The sequence below is a fragment of the Kineococcus aridisoli genome (assembly GCF_050871885.1).
Lineage (GTDB): Bacteria > Actinomycetota > Actinomycetes > Actinomycetales > Kineococcaceae > Kineococcus.
Window position 1 is genome coordinate 45,618 of record NZ_JBJLSF010000009.1, and the last position, 23,709, is coordinate 69,326.

The 23,709-nt window shown below is 75.3% G+C and carries 20 protein-coding genes; 11 read left to right on the forward strand and 9 right to left on the reverse strand.

The genetic code is table 11. The annotated features are described in order from the left end of the window. The first annotated feature begins 41 nt into the window (after positions 1 to 41). Positions 42 to 458 (forward strand): ATP-binding protein, encoded by a 417-nt coding sequence (locus ACRYM2_RS04450; protein WP_432520151.1) that lies wholly within the window; start codon positions 42 to 44, stop codon positions 456 to 458. Here the strand turns inward: ACRYM2_RS04450 and ACRYM2_RS04455 are convergent. The 3 genes from ACRYM2_RS04455 to ACRYM2_RS04465 are packed head-to-tail and all read right to left on the reverse strand — an operon-like array spanning position 455 to position 3,598. Beyond that, positions 455 to 796, reverse strand: coding sequence for a hypothetical protein (locus ACRYM2_RS04455; protein WP_432520152.1), 342 nt, complete (start codon positions 794 to 796; stop codon positions 455 to 457). The genes ACRYM2_RS04450 and ACRYM2_RS04455 overlap by 4 nt on opposite strands. Positions 797 to 837: 41 nt before the next feature. Then, positions 838 to 2,085: a saccharopine dehydrogenase family protein gene (locus tag ACRYM2_RS04460; protein ID WP_432520153.1), complete on the reverse strand. Its 1,248-nt coding sequence runs from the start codon at positions 2,083 to 2,085 to the stop codon at positions 838 to 840. Between the two features lie 55 nt (positions 2,086 to 2,140). Then, positions 2,141 to 3,598 carry a GGDEF domain-containing protein gene (locus tag ACRYM2_RS04465; protein WP_432520154.1) on the reverse strand — a complete coding sequence of 486 codons (1,458 nt, stop codon included), beginning with the start codon at positions 3,596 to 3,598 and terminating at the stop codon, positions 2,141 to 2,143. Between the two features lie 97 nt (positions 3,599 to 3,695). On the opposite strand from ACRYM2_RS04465, the gene dprE1 reads away from it, so the two are divergent. Further along, entirely contained in the window at positions 3,696 to 5,096 is a 1,401-nt protein-coding gene (dprE1, locus tag ACRYM2_RS04470) for a decaprenylphosphoryl-beta-D-ribose oxidase (RefSeq protein ID WP_432520205.1), read from the forward strand. A gap of 67 nt (positions 5,097 to 5,163) precedes the next feature. Continuing rightward, positions 5,164 to 6,759 carry a GGDEF domain-containing protein gene (locus ACRYM2_RS04475; protein WP_432520156.1) on the forward strand — a complete coding sequence of 532 codons (1,596 nt, stop codon included), beginning with the start codon at positions 5,164 to 5,166 and terminating at the stop codon, positions 6,757 to 6,759. A 4-nt stretch (positions 6,760 to 6,763) separates the two neighbouring features. Here ACRYM2_RS04475 and ACRYM2_RS04480 read toward each other — a convergent pair whose 3' ends face one another. The 4 genes from ACRYM2_RS04480 to ACRYM2_RS04495 are packed head-to-tail and all read right to left on the reverse strand — an operon-like array spanning position 6,764 to position 10,801. Then, entirely contained in the window at positions 6,764 to 7,609 is an 846-nt protein-coding gene (locus ACRYM2_RS04480) for a PhzF family phenazine biosynthesis protein (protein WP_432520157.1), read from the reverse strand. Between the two features lie 44 nt (positions 7,610 to 7,653). Then, positions 7,654 to 8,559 carry a carbohydrate ABC transporter permease gene (locus tag ACRYM2_RS04485; protein WP_432520158.1) on the reverse strand — a complete coding sequence of 302 codons (906 nt, stop codon included), beginning with the start codon at positions 8,557 to 8,559 and terminating at the stop codon, positions 7,654 to 7,656. Then, positions 8,556 to 9,560 carry a carbohydrate ABC transporter permease gene (locus tag ACRYM2_RS04490; RefSeq protein WP_432520159.1) on the reverse strand — a complete coding sequence of 335 codons (1,005 nt, stop codon included), beginning with the start codon at positions 9,558 to 9,560 and terminating at the stop codon, positions 8,556 to 8,558. Before ACRYM2_RS04490 ends, ACRYM2_RS04485 begins: the two co-directional genes overlap by 4 nt. Further along, complete coding sequence (locus ACRYM2_RS04495) at positions 9,560 to 10,801, reverse strand: ABC transporter substrate-binding protein (protein WP_432520161.1); 1,242 nt, start codon at positions 10,799 to 10,801, stop codon at positions 9,560 to 9,562. The genes ACRYM2_RS04490 and ACRYM2_RS04495 overlap by 1 nt, the downstream gene beginning before the upstream one ends. Positions 10,802 to 10,982: 181 nt before the next feature. Between ACRYM2_RS04495 and ACRYM2_RS04500 the strand changes: the two genes are divergently transcribed. Both ACRYM2_RS04500 and ACRYM2_RS04505 read left to right on the forward strand, forming a co-directional pair. Next, complete coding sequence (locus ACRYM2_RS04500; protein ID WP_432520162.1) at positions 10,983 to 12,080, forward strand: LacI family DNA-binding transcriptional regulator; 1,098 nt, start codon at positions 10,983 to 10,985, stop codon at positions 12,078 to 12,080. A gap of 83 nt (positions 12,081 to 12,163) precedes the next feature. Continuing rightward, positions 12,164 to 14,203: a substrate-binding and GGDEF domain-containing protein gene (locus ACRYM2_RS04505; protein WP_432520163.1), complete on the forward strand. Its 2,040-nt coding sequence runs from the start codon at positions 12,164 to 12,166 to the stop codon at positions 14,201 to 14,203. A gap of 26 nt (positions 14,204 to 14,229) precedes the next feature. Here the strand turns inward: ACRYM2_RS04505 and ACRYM2_RS04510 are convergent, their stop codons facing one another. After that, on the reverse strand, positions 14,230 to 15,231 hold the full coding sequence (locus tag ACRYM2_RS04510) for a LacI family DNA-binding transcriptional regulator (RefSeq protein WP_432520164.1): 1,002 nt from the start codon (positions 15,229 to 15,231) through the stop codon (positions 14,230 to 14,232). Between the two features lie 133 nt (positions 15,232 to 15,364). Between ACRYM2_RS04510 and ACRYM2_RS04515 the strand changes: the two genes are divergently transcribed. From ACRYM2_RS04515 to ACRYM2_RS04540, 6 genes are all read left to right on the forward strand, one after another. Beyond that, on the forward strand, positions 15,365 to 17,296 hold the full coding sequence (locus ACRYM2_RS04515; protein ID WP_432520165.1) for a glycoside hydrolase family 127 protein: 1,932 nt from the start codon (positions 15,365 to 15,367) through the stop codon (positions 17,294 to 17,296). Positions 17,297 to 17,328: 32 nt separating this feature from the next. Then, positions 17,329 to 18,642 (forward strand): ABC transporter substrate-binding protein, encoded by a 1,314-nt coding sequence (locus ACRYM2_RS04520; protein ID WP_432520166.1) that lies wholly within the window; start codon positions 17,329 to 17,331, stop codon positions 18,640 to 18,642. After that, complete coding sequence (locus tag ACRYM2_RS04525) at positions 18,639 to 19,595, forward strand: carbohydrate ABC transporter permease (protein ID WP_432520167.1); 957 nt, start codon at positions 18,639 to 18,641, stop codon at positions 19,593 to 19,595. Before ACRYM2_RS04520 ends, ACRYM2_RS04525 begins: the two co-directional genes overlap by 4 nt. A 10-nt stretch (positions 19,596 to 19,605) precedes the next feature. Next, entirely contained in the window at positions 19,606 to 20,538 is a 933-nt protein-coding gene (locus tag ACRYM2_RS04530; protein ID WP_432520169.1) for a carbohydrate ABC transporter permease, read from the forward strand. Between the two features lie 106 nt (positions 20,539 to 20,644). Further along, complete coding sequence (locus ACRYM2_RS04535; RefSeq protein ID WP_432520170.1) at positions 20,645 to 22,033, forward strand: OFA family MFS transporter; 1,389 nt, start codon at positions 20,645 to 20,647, stop codon at positions 22,031 to 22,033. Beyond that, positions 22,030 to 22,167: an MFS transporter small subunit gene (locus tag ACRYM2_RS04540; protein WP_432520172.1), complete on the forward strand. Its 138-nt coding sequence runs from the start codon at positions 22,030 to 22,032 to the stop codon at positions 22,165 to 22,167. The genes ACRYM2_RS04535 and ACRYM2_RS04540 overlap by 4 nt, the downstream gene beginning before the upstream one ends. Before the next feature lie 21 nt (positions 22,168 to 22,188). On the opposite strand, the gene yczR is transcribed toward ACRYM2_RS04540, so the two are convergent. After that, complete coding sequence (yczR, locus tag ACRYM2_RS04545; protein WP_432520173.1) at positions 22,189 to 23,661, reverse strand: MocR-like transcription factor YczR; 1,473 nt, start codon at positions 23,659 to 23,661, stop codon at positions 22,189 to 22,191. Positions 23,662 to 23,709 lie beyond the last annotated feature (48 nt).

Genomic DNA, 23,709 nt, shown 5'->3' on the forward strand with positions numbered 1-23,709 from the left:
CCCGGCGGGCCGGGAGGCCCGGCGGCGGCGAGGATGTGCGCGTGTGCAGCTCCAGCCCGCGGGCGCAGACCCCCCTCCCCGTCCACCCCTCCTCGGCGCGCCTGGCCCGGCGCTTCCTCGACGAGCACTGGTGCCACGACCACGCCGGCACGGCGCTGGCCGCCGCGCAGGTCGTCGTCAGCGAGCTCGTGACGAACGCCGTGCGCCACGGCGGACCGCCGATCGCGCTGGCGCTCGACTGCGACGCCGGCGACGGCGTGGTGCTCGCGGTCAGCGACGGCGGCCGGCGCCTGCCCGAGCAGGTCGCCGCCCTGCCGGACGCGGTCGGCGGCCGGGGGGTGCACCTGGTGCAGCTGCTCAGCTCCGAGTGGGGGGTGCGCCCGCACGACGGGCGCGGGACCAAGACCGTCTGGTCGCGCGTGCCCCTGGCGCAGCCCTCCGCCCGGCCCTCCGCCTAGCCCTCCGCCCGGCCCTGGCCGGTGGGTGCGCCGGTGCGCTCGGCGGGTGCGGGCGTGTGCTCGGGCGTGTGCTCGGCGGTGTGCTCGGCCATGAGCTGGCGCAGGGCCGCCGGCGGCAGCGCGCGCCGCACGAGGCGGTCGTGCTCGGCGACGAGGACCAGGCTGCAGGTCACCCCGAGGCGCGAGAGCTGCGAGGACACCGTGCGGGAGAGCGGGGCCTGCGGGCCCGAGCGCGACAGCTGCGCGCGCAGCGCCGCCGGGGCGGCCCACCACCACTCCCGCACGGCGGCCGCCTCCCGCGCTGCGGGGGTGGGCGGCTGTGCTGCGGAGAGGTCCATGGGGCGAACTGTCCGGCATCGCGGAGCGCCGCGCCCACCGATCACCCGATCGGGGGCCCGGACGGGGGGTGCGCCGCGACGCGGTCGGTGGTGACGGTGAAGCCGGCGGCCCGCAGGCGCGCGCCCAGCAGCGGGCCGATGCCGGTGGCCGGCGTCAGCACGCCCGCCGCGGCGGGCAGCCGGTCCTCGTCGAGGGCCAGCGCCAGCGCGCTCTGCCCGAGCATGACCGACGTCGCGGCGTACCCGGGGTCGCCGGCGGCCGAGACCACGGTGCGCCAGCCCGAGCCGTCCAGCGCCCGCGCCCGCAGCACGGTCGCGAACCGGCCCGTGCGGCGGGTGCGCTCCGAGGGCCCGGAGCCGGGGCCGGGCAGCAGGCGGTCCAGCAGCGGCCGCACGGCCGGCACGCCCAGCGCCCGGGACAGCCCGGCCAGGGCTCCGGTGACCGCGTGCGCCTCCGCGGCGGCGGCGGGCCCCGAGAAGGTGAGCACCTCGCGGTAGCGCAGCGGCCCGTGGGCGTGCCCGCGCAGCGCGTTGCTGCGCCGCACGACGCGCGTGTTGAACGGCGCCATGACGAAGGGCGCGCTCCAGCGCCCGTCGGGCAGCCGGGCCGGTGGCGGCAGGTCCGGCTGGGGGCCGAGGTCGGGTTCGGCGGCGCGGTCGGGGCTGAGCGAGTAGGGGTCGGCCAGCAGCGCGCGGGCGGCCGGGTCGCCGTGCGCGGTGTCGTGCTGCAGCCGCAGCGAGTCCAGCGTGCCGCCGCTGACCCCGCCGCGCAGCGAGGAGACCTCCAGGACCGCCTCGGCGAGCGGGCCGGCGCGCTCGGCGGTCAGCAGCACCGCCAGGTCCGAGGGCACCGAGTCGAAGCCGCAGGAGTGCACGATGCGCGCGCCCGTGGCGCCGGCGAGCTCGTGGCAGGTGTCGATGCTGCGGCGCACGAAGAGGACCTCGCCGGTGAGGTCGGCGCAGTGGGTGCCCTCCTGCGCGCACGCCCGCACCAGCGGCAGCCCGTGGCGCAGGTAGGGGCCGACGGTGGAGACGACGACCCGGGTGGAGGCGGCGAGCTCGCGCAGCGCTGCCGGGTCGGCCGCGTCGGCCACGAGCAGCGGCCAGCCGGCGGCGGCGGGGCCCAGGCCGTCGCGGACCCGGGCCAGCCGCTCGCGGGAGCGTCCCGCGAGCGCCGCGCGGAAGCCGGCGGGGGCGTGCGCGGCCAGGTGCGCGGCGACCAGGCGCCCGACGAAGCCGCTGGCGCCGAACACGACGACGTCGAGGTCCCTGCGGGCGTCCCTGCTCACGCGTGGAGCCTAGGCGCGCGAGCGCGGGGCCGCCCGGGCGCGCCCGCGCCGGGCCTCAGGGGCGGGCGACCGCGCCCACCGGGGGCAGGCCGGGCGCCACGAGCCGGTCCCGGCCGCCCTCCTTGGCCGCGTACAGCGCGGCGTCGGCGCGGCGCAGCAGGCTCGCGCCGTCCTCGGCGCGGTCCCAGCGGGCCACCCCGATCGAGCAGGACTGCCCGTCGGGCACGGCGGCGCGCAGCGCGTCCAGCCGCCGCACGGCGCGCGCCGGGTCGTCCTCGACGAGCAGGGCGACGAACTCCTCCCCGCCCCAGCGGGCCAGGAAGCCGCCGGGCCCGAGGGCCTGCGCCCACGCCGCCGCGGCGGCCTTGAGCAGCTCGTCGCCGGCCTGGTGCCCGCGGCCGTCGTTGTAGGCCTTAAAGCGGTCCAGGTCCACCAGCGCGGCGTACAGGTCGGCCTCGCCCAGCGCGCGGCAGGTGCGGACCAGCTCGTGGTCGAGGGTGCGGCGGTTGGCCAGGCCCGTCAGCGGGTCGGTGCGCGCCAGCGCCTCCAGCCGGGCCGACTGCGCGCGCAGCCGCTGCAGCAGGTCCCAGATGCGGGCGACGACCATCCCGACGAGGGCGATCGACCCGGCCGCGAGCAGCGCCACGGGGACCTGGTGCCCCGCCAGCGACGCGCCCACGAGCACGCCGGAGGGCAGCACCGCCGCGACGCCGAGCAGCAGCAGCCGCCAGGCGGTCAGGCCCCCGGCCGCCTCGGGGGTGTCCACCCGGCCCCACGGGCGCACCGAGGCGGCGGCGGCGACGGAGTACGAGCCGTAGCAGACCAGCCAGAGGGCGTTCACCCAGCGCGGGTAGGTGGCCTCGCCGAGCGTCAGCTGCTGCACGTTGGTGAACAGGTCCGCGGTGATCGTGCACAGGCAGCCGGTGACGAGCAGCCAGAAGGCCGGGGGACGGCTGCCGGGCCCGGTGACCAGGCGGGCGACGAGGAAGACGAGCAGCAGGTCGCAGACGGGGTAGGCCGAGCTGACGGCGCGCGCGAACGGCGACTGCGAGGCGTCCGAGGCCATCGGCAGCACGACGAAGACGCCGAAGAGCGTGGCCGCGCTCAGCGAGACGATGCCCGCGTCGAGCAGGCTGCCGCGGTAGCGGTGGGTGGCGCGCCGGCGGTTGAGCTCCAGCAGCCCGACGGCGAGCGGCACGTAGGCGAGGCAGTAGCAGAGGTCCGCGGCGGTGGGGAAGGCGTCGGTGCCGCGCACGGCCTGGACCGCGAACAGCGTCTCCCCGACGAGGAAGGTCGTGTTGCCCGCCAGCAGCCACAGCCACGGCTGGCGGTGCCCGCGCGGCACCCGCGCGACGGCCAGCGCCATCGCGGCCGTGAGCACCAGCACCGCCACGGGGTAGCTCAGCGTGCCGACGGTGGACGACGGCTCGGGCACGCTCGCCGCGACGACGGTCAGCACGACGACGACGGCTGTCCACGTCGTCGGGCGGATCGGCTCGCGGGTGGTGGTCACGGGGAGTCCATCGGCGGCGACGGGCCGTGGGCGCAGCCGCCGTCCGGGCGATGTCGGGGCCGGCGGTTAGGCTCTGCGCGTGGTGAGCATCCCTGTCCTGAAGCCCCGGACGACCCCGGCAGCCGACGCCGACGGCGCGAGCCGCACGACCCGGCGCCTCACCGGCTGGGGGCGCACGGCGCCGACGGCGGCCACCGTCCTGCGGACCGCGGACCTCGACGTCATCGCCGAGGCCGTGCGCACCGCCGGCCCGCGCGGGGTCATCGCGCGCGGCCTGGGGCGCTCCTACGGCGACCCGGCGCAGAACGCCGGCGGCCTCGTGGTGGACATGACGGCGCTGGACCGCATCCACGACGTCGACGTCGACGCCGCGGTCGCCGACGTGGACGCCGGGTGCTCGCTGGACAAGCTGCTGCGCGCCGTCGTCCCGCACGGGCTGTGGGTGCCGGTGCTGCCGGGCACCCGGCAGGTGACCGTCGGCGGCGCCATCGGCGCCGACATCCACGGCGGCAACCACCACACCCAGGGCACCTTCACCCGGCACGTGCTGTCGATGGACCTGCTGACCGCCGACGGGCAGGTCCGCACGCTCACCCCCGACGGCCCGGACCGCGAGCTGTTCCTGGCGACGACCGGCGGCATGGGCCTGACCGGCATCGTGCTGCGCGCGAAGATCCGCCTGGACCGGGTGGAGACCTCCTACTTCATCGCCGACGTCGAGCAGACGCCCGACTTCGACGACATGCTCGAGCGGCTGCAGAAGAACGACGAGAACTACACGTACTCCAAGACGTGGTTCGACTCGGTGACCAAGGGCGAGCACATGGGGCGCGGCTTCCTGCTGCGCGGGTCCTCGGCGAAGCTGGAGGACCTGCCGCCGGAGCTGCGCAAGGACCCGCTGAAGTTCGACGCCCCGCAGCTGGCGCGCTTCCCCGACCTGTTCCCCTCGGGGATGCTGAACCGGCTGTCGGCCAAGGCGCTCAACGAGTTCTACTACCGCAAGTCGAAGACCAAGTCCGGTATGGTGCAGAACATCACGCAGTTCTACCACCTGCTCGACCTGTTCGCGGACTGGAACCGGGCCTACGGTCCCGACGGCTTCCTGCAGTACCAGTTCGTCGTGCCGTTCGAGCGCACGGACCTGCTGAGGTCGAGCATGGAGGCCATCGTGGACTCCGGGCACATCTCGGCGCTGAACGTCCTCAAGCGCTTCGGCGACGCCAACGACGCCCCGCTGTCCTTCCCCACGCGCGGCTGGACGCTCGCGGTGGACCTGCCGGTCAAGAAGGGCCTGGGCCAGCTGTGCGACCTGCTCGACGAGATGGTCCTGGACGCCGGGGGACGGCTGTACCTGGCCAAGGACTCGCGCACGACGGCCGACCGCTTCGCGCGCATGTACCCGCAGCTGCCGGCCTGGCGGAAGGTGCGCGACGCCGTCGACCCCGAGCGCAAGTTCGCCTCCGACCAGTCCCGGCGCCTCGAGCTCGTCGCCGGCTGACCCTCCAGGCGCCCCGGCGCCGTGCCGATGCCTGTCCCGGACCGGGAACCGGGACGGGGGTGGGGCGGTGAGCGCGACCGTGGTCGCCGGCGCCTCCCTCGCCGACCTGCTGGACGGCCTGGACGACCTCGTCGGCTCCGACCCGGCCGCGGCGGTCGAGCGCACCCGGCTGCTGCAGCGGCGCGCCGAGGAGCTCGGCAGCGCCCGCGCGGCCGCCGCCGCCCTCGTGTGGCGGGCGGACGCCGAGCAGCGCCGGGGCGACGCCGCCGGCGCCGCGGCGCTGGTCACCCGCGCCCGCGAGAGCGGTCAGCTGACCGGCGAGGCCCTCGTGCGCGCCTGCTGGGTGCTCTCGCGGGTCTTCACCGACCTCGGGGACCGCCCCACGGCGCTCGAGCACGGCCTGGACGCCGTCGCCGCCTCCGACGAGCGCGTGCCCCGCCGCCTGCGCACCCGCGTGCTCATCAAGGTCGCGGACCTGCTCGACGAGCTCGGCGCGGCCGACGACGCCCGCAGCTGGTACGCCCGTGCGGAGGACCTGGCCGCCGGCGACGCCCAGCTGCACCTGCTCGTGGTCAACAACCGCGCCTACAGCGCGCTGGAGGCCGGCGACGCCGCGGCGGCCGAGCGCGAGTGCCGCCTGATGCAGGAGCTCAGCGAGCAGTACCAGCGGCCCCTCAACGCCAGCGCGCTGGACACCGTGGCCCGCGTCCACCTGCTGGCCGGCGACCCCGAGCGGGCGGTGCGGGTGGCGCAGGAGGCCGTGGACGCGGCGGCGCACATGGACGCCAAGCTGCACGACGACCTGCCGGAGTACCTGCTGACGCTGGCCGCGGCGCAGCGCCACCTCGGCGAGCCGCTCACCGCGGCCGGGACGCTGCAGCGCGCCCGCGACGCCTGCGGCACCGACGGCTGGGGCGGCTTCCGCGCGCGCACCCTCGCCGAGGAGGCGGAGGTGCTGGCCGCGCTGGGCGACTACCGGGGGGCCTTCGAGGCCCACAAGGCGTTCCACGCCGCGGACAAGGAGACGCTCTCGGCCCAGCGCGAGGCCCAGGCCCGGGCCCGGCAGGCGCTGTTCGAGACCGAGGTCGCCCGCGAGGAGGCGGCGCGCTACCGCGAGCAGGCCCGGCGCGACCCGCTGACGGGCCTGCGCAACCGGCTGTTCGTCGACGAGCGGCTGCCCGCGCTCCTGGGGCGCTTCCGCTCCGGCCCCCGCACCCTGGCCACCGCGCTGGTGGACCTGGACCACTTCAAGGCCGTCAACGACACCTACTCCCACGAGGTGGGCGACGAGGTGCTGCGCGTGGTGGCCGGTCTGCTGGAGGAGGCGCTCGCGCTCGTGCCGGGCGAGGAGTCCTTCGCCGCCCGCCTCGGCGGCGAGGAGTTCCTCCTCGTGCTGTGCACCGGCGACCTGCCCGCCGCGCTGGCGGTGGTGGAGGGCCTGCGCCGCGCGGTCGAGGAGCACGACTGGTCCGCGATCACCCCCGGCCGGGGCGTCACCCTGAGCGCGGGCGTCGCGGCGGCCTCGGTGGACAGCACCAGGACCTCGCTGCTGGCGCGTGCCGACGCCCGCCTCTACGAGGCCAAGGCGGCCGGGCGCAACCGGGTGGTGGGCGGGGGCGGGGGCGCGGCGGACGAGGCCGCCGGGCCGCGCCCGACCGCCTGAGCGCTCAGCGCATCGCGACGGCGGTGCCGGTGACGACGATCCCGCCCTCGGCGGGGACGTCCACCACCAGCAGCCCCGGGCGCCCCACGTGGCGGCCCTGGTGGACCAGCACCCGCGCCGGGGGGACCACGGCGCCGGTCGCGCGCAGGTAGCCGCCGAGGGCGGCGGCGGCCGAGCCGGTCGCGGGGTCCTCGCTGATCGGGCCCACGGGGAAGACGTTGCGGGTCTCGAACTCGGCCGGTCCCCGCCGGTGCGCCAGCGCGATGGTCGCGGGCCAGCCCTGGGCGTCGATGAGGCGGCGGGCGGCGGCCGGGTCGAAGGTGAAGGCGTCGAAGGCGGCCGCCTCGCGCACGAAGAGCAGCGGGTGCGGGTTGCCCGCGGAGGCGGTGCGCGGCGGCAGCGCCTCGTCGAGGTCGTCGCGGGCCAGGCCCAGCAGGTCCAGGACGGCGTCCACGACCTCGGGCGCCAGCGGGTCCACGCGCGGCTCGACGCTGGTGAACGAGGCCGTCGCCCGGCCGCCGGCGAGGGCGGTGTCGATCGCCACCGGACCGACGGGGGTGTCGAAGGCGAAGGGGCCCGCACCCCGCCGCTCGGCGAGCGCGACGGCCGTCGCGACGGTGGCGTGCCCGCAGAACGGCACCTCGGCGTGCGGGGAGAAGTAGCGCAGCGCGAACCGGCGGGGCTCGTCCTCGCGCCCGCCGCCGACGACGAAGGCGGTCTCGGCGAAGCCCACCTCCGCCGCGACGGCGAGCATCTGCTCGTCAGCGGCCCCGCCGGCGTCGAGGACGACACCGGCGGGGTTCCCGCCGTCGGGGTGGTCGGTGAAGGCGGCGTAGCGCAGGACGTCCACGAGCGCGGACCCTACCGGGACGCCCCGTCCCGGCGCCGGGGGTTTCAGCCCTTGAGCGCACCGGCGGCGATGTTGGCGATGAAGTGCCGGGCGCCGATGAGGAAGATGCCGATGAGCGGCAGGACGCTCACCACGGCCCCGGCCATGATCATGCCGTAGTCGGTGGTGTAGACGGAGTTCAGCTGGGCCAGCGCCGTCTGCAGCGTCTGCTCGCCGGGGTCGACGAGCACGACCAGCGGCCAGATGTAGTCGTTCCAGGCGGTGACGAAGGTGAAGATGCCCAGGAACGCCAGCCCACCGCGCAGCATCGGGATCGCGATCGACCACCAGGTGCGGAAGAACCCGGCACCGTCGACCGTGGCGGACTCGACCAGCTCGTCCGGGATGGACGCCTGGGCGAACTGGCGCAGCAGGAAGATGCCGAAGGCGTTGGCGGCGCCCGGCACGACGAGCGCCTGCAGTTCGCCCATCCAGCCCAGCTCGGACATGAGCACGAAGCTCGGCACCAGCGACAGGTTGCCCGGGACGAGGAAGGTGGCCAGCAGGACCGCGAAGAGCACGTTGCGGCCGGGGAAGCGGTACTTGGCGAAGGCGAAGGCCGCCAGCGAGTCCAGCAGCACCACGGCCAGCGCCAGCGAGGCGGAGACGATGAACGAGTTGAGCAGCGCGCTCAGCAGGTCGACGTCGGCCACGACGTTGCGCAGGTTCTCCAGCAGGTGGGTGCCGGGGACCAGCCGCGGGGGGTAGTCGAAGATCTGCGCCGTCGTGCTCGTCGACATGACCAGCAGCCAGTAGAACGGGAACAGCGAAAGCGCGACGCCGAGCAGGATGCAGCCGTGGGTGACCAGGCGGCCCAGCACCCAGCGGCCGCTGCGGCGCGGGCGCTGCACGGGGGCCGGGCGCGGCTGCCGGGCGCCGGCGGGGGTGTGGACGAGTTCCGGTGCGCTCACCGCGCTGCCCTCCTGGTGCGGCGGGAGGCGGCCGGGAGCGCGTCGCGGTCCCGCAGCAGCCGCCAGTTGATGACGGCGAAGACCGCGGCGATGGCGAAGAGCGCCCACGCGATGGCCGAGCCGTACCCGAAGTCCAGCTGGGTGAAGGACTGGTCGTACTGGTAGAGGACGATCGTCATGCCGGCCTCGTCGACCCCGCCGACGGTGCCGTTGCCGTTGGCCGCGCCGAAGAGGACCTGCGGTTCGGTGAACAGCCCCAGGCCGCCGATGGTGGAGGTGATGACGGTGAAGAGGATGACCGGGCGCAGCATGGGGATCGTCACCGAGAAGAACGTCCGCCAGAAGCCCGCGCCGTCGACCTTCGCCGCGTCGTAGACCTCGCTGGGCACCGACTGCAGCGCCGCCAGGTAGAGGATCGCGTTGTAGCCGGTCCAGCGCCAGACCACCATGGCCGCGATCGTGATCTTGACGCCCCACTCGGTGGACAGCCACGCGTAGGTGGGCAGTCCGATCGCGGTGAGGGCGGAGTTCACGATGCCGAAGCTGTCGGAGAAGATCGAGCCGAAGACGATGGCCATCGCGACCATGCTCGTGACGTTGGGCACGAAGAAGGCGACCCGGTAGAAGCCCTTGAAGCGGATGTTCTGGTGCAGCAGGAAGGCCAGGACCAGCGCCGTGAAGAGCATCGGCACCGTCGAGATCACCCAGATGACCAGCGTGTTGCCCACGGCGTTCCAGAACCGGGAGTCCTGCAGCAGGTAGGCGTACTGCTGCAGGCCGACGAACCGCATCTCGCCGATGCCGTCCCAGTCGGTGAAGGACAGGTAGACGGAGAAGGCGATGGGGAAGAGGCCGAAGACGAGGAACAGCACGTAGAAGGGGGAGACGGCGAGGTACTGCGGCCACCAGGACCGCACCCCCCGGCGTGCCGCGGCGACGCCCTGCGGGGTGCGCCGGCCCGGCGGCGTCCCCGTCGTCGTCGTGCGCAGGGTGAGGGCCATCAGATCACGCCTCGCTTCCGCAGCAGCTTGTCGATGACGTCGACCGCGTCCTGCCAGGCGGCGTCGGGGTCCTTGCCGGCGGACTCCACGACCCGCAGCTGGTCGCGGAAGGCGCCGATCTGGTTCTCGTAGGTGGAGATGAACGTCGTGGGGACGTTCGCCGCGGCGTCGCTGAAGAACGCCAGCGGGTCCTGCTCGCCGAAGAAGCCGGTGGTGTCCTCCATGCCGGAGGTGAAGGCGGCCGGCGCCGACGGGAACAGCTGCACCTCGGTGTAGGAGCGCGCCTGGTTCTCCGGCAGGGTCAGCCAGCGGGCGAACGCGAACGCGGCCTCGGGGTCCTTGCAGTCCTTGGGCAGCGCCAGGAACGAGCCGCCGCTGTTGCCGGGGTCGCCGGGCTGGCGGGCCAGCCGCCACTGCCCGGCCGTCTGCGGCGCGGTGTCGGAGAGGACCTTCATCCACCACGCGCCCTCGATGTGGCCGGCGAGCTTGCCGCTGTTCCAGGCGGCGTTCTGCTCGTTCTCGACCTGCAGGTTGAGGCTGGCGCCCGCCTGCACCGCCGCGACGGCGGTGTCCCAGGCCGCGCGGACGGCCGAGCCGTCCTCGTGGAACAGCGGCCGGTCCTCGGCGTCGAAGAAGCGCTCGGGGGAGGCGTTGAGGTACTGGTTGAACACCATGACGGCGTTGCCGATGAGGGCGACGTCGCTGCTCCGGCGCAGCTCGCGGCCCAGCTCGATCCAGTCCGGCCAGTCGCGGACGGCCGCCGACACCTCCTCGGGCGCCGACGGCAGCCCGGCCGCGGCCAGCAGGTCCGCGCGGTAGAAGAACCCGGTCGGCCCGGTGTCCATGGGCCAGAAGAGGAAGCGGCCGGACGGGGTGCGGCCCAGGTCCCACTTCCACCCGTAGTAGTCGCCGCGGTGCTGCTGGGCGCCGAGCTCGTCGAGGTCGAGGAACTGGTCCTCGCTGGGGAAGTACAGCGCGGCGTTGGAGTTCACGGCCGTGATGTCGGGGATGTACGCCTGCGCGGCGAACCCCGTCCGCAGCTTGGTGTCGAACGCGCCGCCGAGGACGTCGGCGCGCAGGCGCCGTCCCGTGCCGGGGATCTGCTGCGCGGCGGTCTCCAGCAGGCTGGGGGCGATCGAGCGGTTCCAGTACCACAGGACCAGCTCGTCCGGGTCGCTGGAGATGGAGGTGCCCGAACCGCAGCCCGCGAGCAGGCCCGCGGCGGCTCCCGCCTGCAGCACGCGCCGGCGCGAGGGCGTGCGCGAGGGGGTGCCGGGCGGGGCGTGCGAGCTGCGCGTACCGGGGAATGGCGACAGTGACATCCGGCCGACCCACTCTCTTCGTCGAGATCCAGGTGCGAGCGCCGTGAGCGCTCACGGCTTCCTGGGACGGTGCCACCGGGGTCGGAGGCTGTCAAGGACGGTGCGCCCCCTCGCCGCCCCCGCCGCCGTCTGGGAGAGTCCCCGCACGGACGAGCGGGTGGAGGGCGCGGTGACGGCCGAGCAGCACGGGACGGGCACGGGCCGGCGGCCACGGCGGCCCGCGCACGGCGCGGCGACCATCGAGGACGTCGCGCAGGCGGCGGGCGTGTCCCGGCAGACGGTGACCCGGGCCATGAACGACATGCCCGGCATCAGCGCGGTGACCAAGGAGCGCGTGCTGCGCGCCGCCAAGGACCTGCACTACCGCCCGTCCCGGTTCGGCCGCGGCCTGGCGCGCGCCGCCCACGACACGCTGGGCCTGGTGGTCTCCGACCTGACCAACCCGTACTACCCCGAGTTCGCCGCCGCGACGGTGCGGTACGCGGGGCGCCTGGGCTGGAACGTCGTCCTCGTCGACACCGTGCACGCCCCCGACCCCGGGCTGGTCCTGGCCGACCTGGCCCACCAGGTGGACGCCGTCGTCGGCTACGTGGGCCGGCGCGAGGTGTGGGCGGACGCCCTCGCCGGCATGCCCGTCGTCAGCGTCGACCCGCCCGCGGACGGCGGCACGCCGGCGGGCACCGCGACCGTCGCGCTGGACCCCGGGCCCGCCCTGCACGACGCCGCGCGGCACCTGCTGGCCTCCGGCACCCGCACGGTCGCCGTCCTCGACGGGAGCCGGTGCGCCCCGACGGACCGGGCGCAGCTGATCGAGCAGGTGCTCACCGCGGCGGGGCTGCGGGTGGAGGTGCTGCCCGCCGGCGGGCAGGACGTGGTCGCCGGGCGCACGGCGACCGCGCGCCTGGTCGCCGACGGCCTGCCGGACGCCGTCGTCGGCTGGAACGACATCGTGGCCGTCGGGGCGCTGTCGGTGCTGCACGAGGCGGGGGTGGCGGTGCCCGGGCGCGTGCGGGTGCTGGGCATCGACGGCCTCACCCTGGGCACCTTCGTCACCCCGCAGCTGTCCACGCTGGCCGTGGACATGGCCGGGGTGGCCCGGGCGGCCGTGGACCTCGCCCTGCAGGCGCTGGACCCGGCCGGCGGCGGACCCGGGCACCGGCGCGTGCGGCACGACTTCCTCGCCCGCGGCTCCAGCTGACCGTCCCCGCCCGGTGCTCCGTTCGGGTGCCCCCGGGGCGCCGCGGCGTACAGGTGGCGCCCGGACGCGCCGACGATCCAGGCATGTCTGGACCCGTGCCGTCCGGCGGGAGTGGGGGCCTCGCCGCGCAGGCCCCCGCCGCACCGCCGTTCTCGGCGGGCCCCTTCGTCGCCATGGTCGTCGACGAGGTCACCGACTACCAGCGCGGCATCCTGCGCGGGGTGGAGGACGAGCTCGCCGACACCGGCACTCCGGTGCTGGTGACCGTCAACCACCCCCGCACCGGCCAGGACGAGGACTTCCTCGTCCGGCTGCTGGAGCGGGGCCGCGTCGCCGCCCTCGTCGTCACCGCCGTGCAGTACCACCAGCTCGGCCAGGTCCTGTGCAGCCGCGCGCTCGCGCTGGGCGTGCCGGTCGTCACCATCTCGCGGCGCTCGCCGGGGACGGCGAACGTCGACGCGGACAACGCCGGCGCCGTGCGCGAGCTCATGGCCCACCTGATCGACGAGTGCGGCGCGCGCCGGCCCGCGCTGCTGCGCGGCGTGCACGACAGCCCCGACTCCGCGGTGCGCGAGCAGGCCTTCCGCGCGGCCCTGGCCGAGCGCGGGATGGAGGTCGACGAGGACCTCGTCCTCGACGGCTCCTACCACCGCGAGGCCGCCCACCGCGCCGTCACCGCCCTGCTGGCGCGCCGCCGCGACCTCGACGCCGTCGTCGCGGCGAACGACGCCATGGCGCACGGCGCCCTCGACGCGCTGCGCATGGCGGGCCTGTCGGTGCCCGGCGACGTGCTCGTGACCGGGTTCGACGACCTGCCCGAGTCCCGCGAGGGCGGCCTGTCGCTGACGACGGTCGACCCCGGCCTGCACGAGCAGGGGCGCGCCGCGGTGCGCGCGCTGCGCGCCCAGGCCACCGGCACCGGCGGCACCGAGGACGTGCGGGTGCCCGCCGTCGTGGTGCGCCGCGGTTCGACCCGGCGCGGGGCGGCGCCCGTCGCGCTGCCCGCGGGCGGCGAGCGCGGCGCGGTGGCCCGGCTCGACCAGGACCACCTGCTGGAGATCACCCGGGCCTTCGCGGGGTGCTCCTCGCTCGAGGAGCTCGTCGACGAGCTGGCGGCGCACGTGCCGCGGCTGGGGGTGCGCAGCTGCTTCCTGGTGCTGCTGGAGGAGCGCGAGGACGCGGCGCCGGCGGCCCGGGTCGCCCTGGCCTACGCCCGGGGCGCGGTGAGCACGGGCTCCGCGGTCTTCGGCAACGACGAGCTGCTGCCCCCCGAGCAGCTCGCGCTGCTCGGGCGCCGGGCCGTGATCCGCACCCTGGCGGCCGGCCCGCGCCAGCACGGCTACCTGCTGCTCGAACCGGGCGCCGGCGACCGCAGCCGGATGCTGGACCTGCTGCAGGTCGACCTCACCCGTGCGCTGGACGCGCTGGCCCGCGAGCGGCGCCTGCAGGAGCACGCCGTGGAGCTGGAGCGCGTCGTGGCGCTGCGCACCCGCCAGCTCGAGCAGGAGGTCGCGGTGCGGCGCGAGGCGGAGTCCCGGCTGCGGCGGGCCAACGCCGAGCTGGAGCGCATCGCCATGCGCGACCCGCTGACCGGCCTGGCCAACCGCCGCGCGCTGGACGCCGCGCTCGCCGAGCGCTGGGAGCGGGCCGCGCGCGGCGACGACCCGCTGGGCCTGGTGATCTGCGACGTGGACCACTTCAAGGGCTACAACGACCGCTACGGGCACCCGGCCGGTGACGAGTGCCTGCGCGCCGTGGCGACGGCCCTGGCCGCGGTCGCCGTGCGGCCCGGCGACGTCAGCGCCCGCCACGGCGGCGAGGAGTTCGCGGTGCTGCTGCCGGCCACCGACGAGCGCGGCACCGCGCACGTGGCGCGGCTGCTGCTGGCCGGCGTGCGCGCCCTGGGCATCGAGCACGCCGGGTCCCCCCGCGCCAGCGTCTCCGTGAGCGCGGGCTGGGCGGTGGCCCGCCCGGCGCGGGGCGGGACGGTGCAGGACCTCGTGGACGCCGCCGACCGCGCGCTCTACGAGGCCAAGCTCACCGGCCGCGACCGCGCCGTCGGCGCCGAGGCGGTCGGGGTCGGGGTCGGGGATGCCGTGGAGGTCGCCCGGCCCGCCCGCTGACGCCGCGCGGGGCCCACGGGGCGCGCTCAGGCGCGGACGGTGGACTCGCGCACGACGAGGCGGGTGGGCAGGGTCGTGGTCCCCGGCGAGGGCTGACCGGCGACCGCGGCCAGCAGCAGCTCCCCGGCGCGGCGGCCCAGCGCCTCCAGGCCCAGGGCGACCGTCGTCAGCGGAGGGCGGGAGGCGAGCGCGATGACGTCCCAGTCGTCGAAGCCGACGACCGCGACGTCCTCGGGCACGCGCCGGCCGGCGTCGCGCAGCCCGTCGCAGACGCCGCGGGCGATCTGGTCGCTGCCGCACGTGACGGCGTCGACGTCGGGGTGGCGGCGCAGCAGCAGGTCGGCGGCCAGCCGGCCCCAGCGCTCGCTCCACTCCCCGTGCAGGGCCGGCCCGAGGAGGGCGTCCCCGGCCTGCGCCTCGGCGGCCGCCCGGCGCACCTGGGCGGCGTGGTGGTCCTCGGGGCCGGTCACGTGCGCGACCCGCCGCCGGCCGAGGTCGAGCACGTGCCGCACGGCGGCGGCGGCACCGCCCGCCTGGTCGACGGTCAGCGAGGTGTCGGCCGGGTCCTGGGAGGGGGTGAAGGCGTAGACGACCGGCACGTGCGCCGGTGCGCCCACGGGCGGGCGCGGTTCGGTGCGCCGGCCGGTGACGATGATCCCGTCCACGCGCCGCGACAGCAGCGTGCGCAGGTAGTGCTGCTCGCGCACCGGGTCGTCGCGGCTGTCGCACAGCAGCACGCTCATCTCCCCGGCGCCCAGGGCGTTCTCCGCGCCGAGCATGACGGGGATGGAGAAGCGGCCGAAGCTGTCGGTGGTGATCAGGCCCACGGTGTAGCTGCGGCCGGAGGACAGCCCGCGGCCCAGGGAGTCCGGGGTGAAGCCCAGCTGCTCGGCGGCCCGGCGCACCCGCTCGCGCGTCTCCGCGCGCAGCTGGCCGGTCCCGTTGAGCGCCTTGGAGGCCGTGCCGGGGGCGACGCCCGCGAGCGCGGCCACGTCCACGATCCGCGCCGGAACGACGCTTTCCGTCACAGGGCACCTCCTGACCTGGTGGTCCGCAGCACGATACAGGCCTCACCGCAAGCCTTGACGACGTCACCGGGCGGGCCTACGGTCGAGCGCAGAAAACGTGTTCCGCCGTTTCCGACGTCTCGATGGAGAGCTCATGACGACCACGACGGCCCCCACCGCGCCCAGCGCGCCCGCCGCCCCCACCGCGGCGGCCGCCGTCGCCCTGCGCCCGGTCCCGCTGCGCTCGGCCCGCATCACCGGCGGCTTCTGGGCCGAGCGGCAGGGCGCCAACCGGCGCCAGGCCCTGCGCGCCGGCCACGAGAAGCTGGAGAGCGCGGGCAACCTGCAGAACCTGCGCATCGCCGCCGGGCAGGCGCAGGGCGAGGTGCGCGGCCCGATCTTCATGGACTCCGACGTCTACAAGTGGCTGGAGGCCGCCGGCTGGGAGCACGGGCGCGAACCCGACGAGGAGCTGCTCGGCTGGATCCGCGAGGTCACCGCCGTCGTCGCCGCCGCCCAGGCCGAGGACGGCTACCTGGACTCCGTGCAGCAGGTGCGCGGGAAGGGCGAGCGCTACGTCGACCTGCCCTGGAGCCACGAGCACTACTGCGCGGGCCACCTGTTCCAGGCCGCCGTCGCCGTGCACCGCGGCACCGGCGAGACCGGGCTGCTCGACGTCGCGGTCAGGCTCGCCGACCACCTCGTGGCCACCTTCGGGCCGGGGAAGGTCGAGGAGGTCGACGGCCACCCGGTCGTCGAGATGGGCCTGGTGGAGCTGTTCCGCGAGACCGGCACCCGGGCCTACCTGGACCTGGCCCGCTGGTTCGTCGACGCCCGCGGCCACGGGATCATCGAGCGCCTGCACGGCAAGCAGCCCACGTACTTCTCCGACCGCGTCCCGGTGCGCGAGCAGACCAGCCCCGAGGGCCACGCCGTGCGCGCGGTGTACCTGACGGCCGGCGCCGCCGACGTCGCCGCCGAGACCTCCGACGCGGACCTGCTGGCGGCGCTGGTGCGCCAGTGGGAGGGCATGCTCGCCTCCAAGACCTACGTCACCGGCGGCATCGGCTCGCGCTGGGACTGGGAGCAGTTCGGCGACCACCACGAGCTGAGCCCGGACCGGGCCTACGCCGAGACGTGCGCGGCCATCGGCAGCGTGCAGTGGACCTGGCGCCTGCTGCTGGCGACGGGGGAGTCCCGCTACGCCGACCTCGTCGAGCGCACCCTCTACAACGCCTTCCTGCCCGGCGTCTCGCTGGCCGGCACCGAGTACTTCTACGTCAACGCCCTGCAGCTGCGGCACGGCGCGCACGCCGAGGAGGAGCGCAGCGTCGCCCACGGCCGCCGCCCCTGGTTCGACTGCGCCTGCTGCCCGCCGAACATCATGCGGACGCTCTCCAGCCTCGACGCCTACCTCGCCACGAGCTCGGAGGCGGGGATCCAGCTGCACCAGTACGCCACCGGGACGGTCGAGGCGGACGGCGCCGCGCTGTCGGTGACCACCGACTACCCGTGGGACGGCGCGGTGCGCATCGAGGTCACCGACCCGGGCGCCGGCGAGTGGGAGCTCGCCCTGCGCGTGCCCGGCTGGGCCGAGGGCGCCGTCGCCGACGTCGCCGGCGAGCGGCTCGACGCCCCCGCCGGGGAGTACCTGCGGGTGCGGCGCACCTGGGCGGCCGGTGACGTCGTCGAGCTGACGCTGCCGATGACCGTGCGCGTCGTGGAGGCCGACCCCCGCGTCGACGCCGTCCGCGGCTGCGTCGTCGTCGAGCGCGGCCCGCTCGTCTACGCCCTCGAGCAGGCCGACCTGCCCGAGGGCCTCGTCGCCGACGACGTGCGGGTGCGCGTGGCGGAGGTCCGCGGCGCGCAGGCCGAGCACCGGCCGGACCTGCTCGCGGGCGTCACCGTCCTGCAGCTGCCGGTGCACCGGGCGCTGCAGGCGGGCACCGTGCCGCTGTACCGCCCGGCCGGCGACGAGCCCGCCCTGCAGGCCGAGGAGGAGGGCCTGCTCGTGCCCGCCGTCCCCTACTACGCCTGGGCCAACCGCGAGCTGGGCGCCATGCGGGTCTGGTTGCCGCGCGCCTGAGCGCTCGCGGCCGAACCTGGAGGAGAAGAGCGATGGAGCTTTCCCGCAGGAACGCGCTCGGGGTGGGCGGGCTGGCGGCGCTGGGTGCGCTGCTGCCCGCCTGCGCCTCGAGCCTGCCCGAGGCCGACGTGAGCGCCGCCGGCTTCGGCGAGGACGCGAGCGGCACGGTGCGGCTGTGGTGCCGCGCCGCCACCGTCACCGGCGTGCGCCAGGTCGTCGACGCGTTCAACGCCTCGCAGTCCGACGTCGTCGTCGAGGTGACCCCCGTGCTGGACGCGCAGTACGTCACCAAGCTGGCCACGGCGATCCGCGGCGGCAACGTGCCGGACATCGTGGACATCGACGACATCAACTCGATGCTGTTCATCTACCGCGACTCGTTCACCGACCTCACCCCGCTCGTGCAGCAGCTCGGCTTCGCCGACCGGCTCAACCCCGGTCAGCTCGGGCTGGCCACGCGCGACGGGCGCCACTACGGCGTCCCCTACATCGCCGACAACTCGGCGCTGTTCTACAACACCGAGCTGTTCGAGCGGGTCGGCATCGACCCCCTCCAGGCCACGCAGGACGTCGAGGGGATGCTGGAGGCGGCCCGGGCGATCGGCGGCCTCGACGAGCAGACCTACGGCTGGACGATCGAGGGGAACTCCCCGGGCATCCTCGGCTTCGTGGTCCAGCCGCACGTCTGGGCCGCCGGCGAGCGCAACATCGTCGGCGAGGTCGGCTCCCAGCGCGGGGACGTCGCCGGCAACGACGCGGTGCGCCGGACGTTCGAGTTCTACCAGACCATGTGGGAGGAGGAGCTCCTGCCGCAGGGCAACTTCTCCGGTGACGGCGCCCGCTGGGGCGCGGACTTCAGGGAGGGCCGGGTGGGCATGATCCCCGCGAACTACTCCGTGGCGGTGCTCTCCGCCGACCCCGAGATGCAGGCCAGGACCGGCGTGGTGCTGCTGCCCGGCCCCGACGGCGGCCGGGCCACCTTCGCCGGCGGGGACAACCTCTGCATCCCGCGCGGCGCACCGAACGCCTCCGGGGCGTGGAAGTTCGCCAAGTTCGCCCTCGACCTCCCCCAGCAGGCGAACCTGCCGGCCGGCGGGTACATCCCCGTGCGCTCGGACGCGGCGACCGAGGAGTACCGCGAGCGGTTCCCCCTGGCGGTGGCACCGCTGGAGGGCATCGAGGGTGCGTACGCGCCCACGACGCTGGCCTACAACCTGCTGTTCAACCAGGCGGACTCCCCGTGGGGCGTCGCCTTCCGCAGAGCCGTGTTCGACGGTGACCTCGACGGGGCGCTGGAGCAGGGCCAGCGGGACTTCGACCGCATCCTCGAGCAGGCGCAGCTGTGAGCGCGCTCGCGGACCGCGCCGCCTCGCGCAGCACCCGCCCGTCCCGCAGCGGCCGCCCCGCCGCGAGGTCCGGTACCGGCGGCAACGCGCTGACCCACCCCACCCGCACCGGCGTGCTGCTCGTGCTGCCGGCGCTGGCCTTCGTCGTCGTCTTCGTCCTCGCACCGCTGGTCTTCGCGGTCTACATGTCGCTGACGAACTGGCCGCTCATCGGCTCCTACGACTTCATCGGGGTGGCCAACTACGTCGCCGTGGCCAGCGACCCGGTGTTCTGGAAGTCGGTGGGGTACACCGTCCTCTACACCGCGATCATCACCCTGCCGATCCTCGTGGTCGGCTACGTGCTCGCGCTCGTGGTGCGCTCCAACCGGCGCGGCTCCACGCTGTTCCGGACGATCTTCTTCCTGCCCTACGTCATCGGGCTGACCACGCTCAGCTTCCTGCTCGTCCTGGAGGCGCAGCCCAGCTCGGGGGCGGTGAACATCGTCCTGCGCTGGCTGGGCATCACCGACGGCACGACCGCGTGGCTGGTCGACGGCCCGCTGGCCACCGGACTGATCATCGTCATGATCGTCTGGGCCGTCTCCGGCCTGACGATGGTGCTGCTCATGGGCGGCATGCAGGGGATCCCCCGCGACGTCTACGAGTCGGCCGAGATGGACGGCGCCGGCTGGTGGCAGCGCGAGCGCAGCATCACCGTCCCCCTGCTCCGCCGCACGATCGCGATGAGCCTGGTCATCTCCGTCATCGGCTCGCTGCTGGCCTTCACGCAGTTCTACGTGCTCACCCGCGGCGGACCGGGCACCGACACCCAGACCGTCGTCATGTACGTCTACCAGCGCGGGTTCGTGCAGCTGCAGCTCGGTGCCGCGTCCGCCCTGTCGATCGTGCTCGTGGTCGTCATCGGCCTCGTCACCGCCGCCCAGTTCCGCCTGCTGCGCGAGAAGGACTGAGGAGCCCACCGTGTCCACCACCGTGCCCACCGAGCTCGCCACCGCCCCCGCCAGCGCGCCGCAGCGGCGCGCGCGCCCGCCGCGAGGCGCAGACCGCGCCCGCGCCGAGAGCCGCACCAAGACCACCATGTACGTCGTCGGCGGCGTCCTGGCGTCGCTGGTCTTCCTCGTCCCGCTGCTCTGGTCGGTCCTGCGCTCCTTCCAGTCCAACGACGCCATCGTGTCCACCACGCCCACCTGGTCGGCGCTGACGCAGTTCAGCTTCGAGAACTTCACGGCGCTGTTCACCGGCGACGCCCAGATCGCCCGGGCCGTCGGCAACAGCCTCGTCGTCTCGATCGCGACGGCGCTGCTGACGGCCTTCCTGGCCACCCTGGCCGGTTACGGGTTCGGCCGGTTCGGGTTCCGGGGCCGGAACGTCCTGTTCGGCCTGGTCGTGGTCACGATGATGGTCCCCTTCCAGGCGATCATCACGCCGCTGTACCTGCAGATGAACGCCATGGGCCTGACCGACTCCAGGCTCGGGCTGGTGCTCTTCTACTCCACGGTCAACCTGCCGTTCGGCGTGTTCGTCATGCGCAACGCCTTCGAGTCGATCCCCGCGGAGATCGAGGACTCCGCGCACGTGGACGGCGCGGGGACGATGCGCACGCTCACCTCGGTGCTGCGCCCGATGCTCGTGCCGGGCATCGCCACCAGCGCGCTGTACGCCTTCCTGGCGTCCTGGACGGAGTTCCTCGGGGCGCTGACGTTCCTCACCGACGACCGCAAGTACACCCTCCCGCTGTCGCTGGTGAACCTGCAGTCCGGCGCCTACGGGTCGGTGAACTTCGGCTACCTCGTCGCCGGCGCGGTCGTCGCGATGATCCCGTGCGTGATCCTCTACGTCGCGCTGCAGCGCTTCTACGTGGCGGGGCTCGCCTCGGGGGCGGTGAAGGGCTGAGCGGGCGGCCGGGCACCGGCGCGGTCCCCGGCGCGTGCGCGGGCGCCGCGCCGGGAACCGGTCTACGGTGGTGCGGCCGTCCCCCAGCGAAGGAGCTCGTGGTCCCGTGCTTTCCCTCCTCGACCGGCAGCGCACCGTCGCGCCGCCGGGTTTCAACCGGTGGCTCGTCCCGCCCGCCGCCCTCGCGGTGCACCTGTGCATCGGGCAGGTGTACGCCACGAGCGTCTACAAGACCGCCCTCGTCCAGCACTTCGAGGTCAGCCAGACCGCGATCGGCATCGTGTTCTCCATCGCGATCGTCATGCTGGGCCTGTCCGCCGCCGTCTGCGGCACCTGGGTCGACCGCAGCGGCCCGCGCAAGGCCATGGCGGCCTCCGCCGCGTGCTGGGTGACCGGTTTCCTCGTCGGCGCGCTCGGCATCGCGACCGGGCAGCTGTGGCTGCTGTACCTCGGTTACGGCGTCATCGGCGGCATCGGCCTGGGGATCGGGTACATCTCGCCCGTCTCCACCCTCATCAAGTGGTTCCCGGACCGGCCGGGGCTGGCCACCGGGATGGCCATCATGGGCTTCGGCGGCGGCGCGCTCATCGCGAGCCCGCTCTCGACGCGGCTGCTGTCCGCCTACGACCCCGGCTACGACTCCTCCGTGACCGGCAGCGCGCCCGCGGGGTCCGCCGTCGCGCTGCTGTTCGTCACCTTCGCGGTGCTGCACGCCCTGTTCATGGCGTACGGCGCGGCGACGATCCGGGTGCCCGCCGACGGCTGGCGCCCGGACGGCTTCGACCCGGCCTCCCTCAAGCAGAAGGCGCTGGTGACGACCGCGAGCGTCTCGGCGCGCAACGCGATCCGCACCCCGCAGTTCTACCTGCTGTGGATCGTCCTGTTCTGCAACGTGACCGCGGGGATCGGGATCCTGGAGCAGGCCTCGCCGATGATCCAGGACTTCTTCCGCGACGGGGGCGGCGTCTCGACGGTGTCCGTGGCCGCGGCCGGCGGCTTCGTCGGCCTGCTGTCGATGGCGAACATGGCCGGGCGCTTCGTGTGGTCCTCGACCTCGGACGTCATCGGCCGCAAGCCGATCTACATGGTCTACCTCGGCGTCGGGCTGGTGACGTACCTGCTGCTGGCCCTCTTCGGCCAGGTCGGCACGGCCCTGTTCGTGCTGTTCGCCGCCGTGATCCTCTCCTTCTACGGCGGTGGCTTCGCCACGGTCCCGGCCTACCTGCGCGACCTGTTCGGGACCTTCCAGGTCGGGGCGATCCACGGCCGGCTGCTCACCGCGTGGTCGGCGGCCGGGGTCGCCGGCCCGCTCATCGTCAACGGCTTCCTCGACGCCCAGGGGGACCCGGGCACCCTCACCGCCGAGGCCTACCGGCCGGCGCTGCTGACGATGGTCGCCGTGCTCGCCGTCGGGTTCGTCGCGAACCTGCTGGTGCGGCCGGTGGCCTCGCGCTTCCACGAACCCGTGACGACGAGCGAGCGGAGCCCGCGGTGAACGCGCAGGAGCGAGGGGGGTCCGCGGCGAACGCGCGCGGACGCGTGGTCCTGGGGTGGGCGCTGGTCGGCGTCCCGCTGGCCTACGGGGTCGTGGAGACCCTGGTCCGGGCCTCCCGGCTCTTCACCGGCTGAGGCCCCGCGGGGAGCAGCGCCTCAGACCAGCTCGTCGAGCAGCGGGAGGGCGGCCGCCGTGGAGCGGACGTCCTCCCACGCTCGCGCCAGCAGCGGCACGGCGCGCTCCAGCGCGTCGGGACCGGCGCCGAACGGCAGCCGCAGGTAGCGCTCGAAGGCGCCGTCGACGCCGAAGCGGGGCCCGGCCGTCACCCGCACCCCGTGCCGGCGGGCGGCCAGCGCCATCGCGCTGGAGACCGGCCGGCCCAGGTTCACCCACGCGGTCAGCCCGCCGGGCACCACCGGCAGCTCCCACTCCGGCAGCTGCTCGGCCAGGGCCGCCAGCAGCGCGTCCCGCCCGGCCCGCAGCTGCCCGCGCCGCCGCGCCAGCACCTCGTCCAGGTGGGGCAGCGCGGCGGCGGTGACGAGCTGGTCCAGGACCGGCGTGCCCAGCTCCCACGGGGCCCGGTGCGCGGCGAGCCGGCGCACCAGGGCCGCGTCGGCGCGCACCCAGCCGATGCGCAGCCCGCCCCACAGGCTCTTGCTCGCCGAGCCGACGTGCACGACGTCCGCGGGGAAGGGCGCCGGGACGACGGCGCCGGCGCCCTGGTCGGCGGGCAGCTCCTCGATGGGCAGGTCGTTGGTCGTCTCGTCGACCACGAGCGTCGTCCCGCACCGGCGGGCCAGCTCGCACACCCGGGCCCGCAGCGCGGCCGGCATCACCGCACCGGTCGGGTTGTGGAAGCCGGGCATGAGGTAGCCCAGCGCGGGGCGGGTGCGGGCGAAGGCCTCCTCCAGCGCCTCGGCGTCCCAGCCGCCCGGGGAGGTGGCGGTGGTCGCGGCGACGGGCACGGCGACGGGCCGCCCCCCGGCGCCGCGCACGGCCTCCAGCGCGTGCGGGTAGCCCGGCGACTCCACGAGGACCCGGTCGCCCGGCGTCGTCAGCGTGCGCAGCAGCAGCCCCACGGCGTGCTGGGCGCCCAGCGTCACGAGCACCTGGTCGGGACGGGTCGCCAGCCCGCGGCGGGTGTAGCGCTCGGCGACGGCCGCGCGCAGCGCGCCCACCCCCAGCAGCTCGTAGCCGGGGCCCTCCAGGTGGGTCGGCAGCTCCTCCAGCGCGCCGCGGGCCGCGGCCAGGACGTGCTCCGCCGACCCCGGCAGCGCCGCGCGCGTGAGGTCCACCAGCAGCGGTGCGCCCGCGCGCCGCTGCGAGGGAGCGGCCGCCCCGGCGGTGTCGGCGTCCGGGCCCTCCGGCAGCCGCAGGACGCTGCCGGAGCCGCGCACGCTGCGCAGGTAGCCCGCGGTGCGCAGGTGGGCGTACGCGGAGGCGACGGTCGTGCGGCTCACCCCGAGCGCCTCGGCCAGCTCGCGCTCGGCGGGCAGCCGGGTGCCGGCGGCGACCCGGCCGTCGACGAGCTGCAGCAGGACGCGGTCGGCGAGGGCCCGGAAGGCGGGGCGCTGGCCCCGCCACTGCCCCAGCAACTGGGTGAGGGAGGCGGCGCTGATCGACGGCACCAGGCCACCCTAGGCGGATTGGCACTTCCCGTCAGCCGCTGAGAGGAG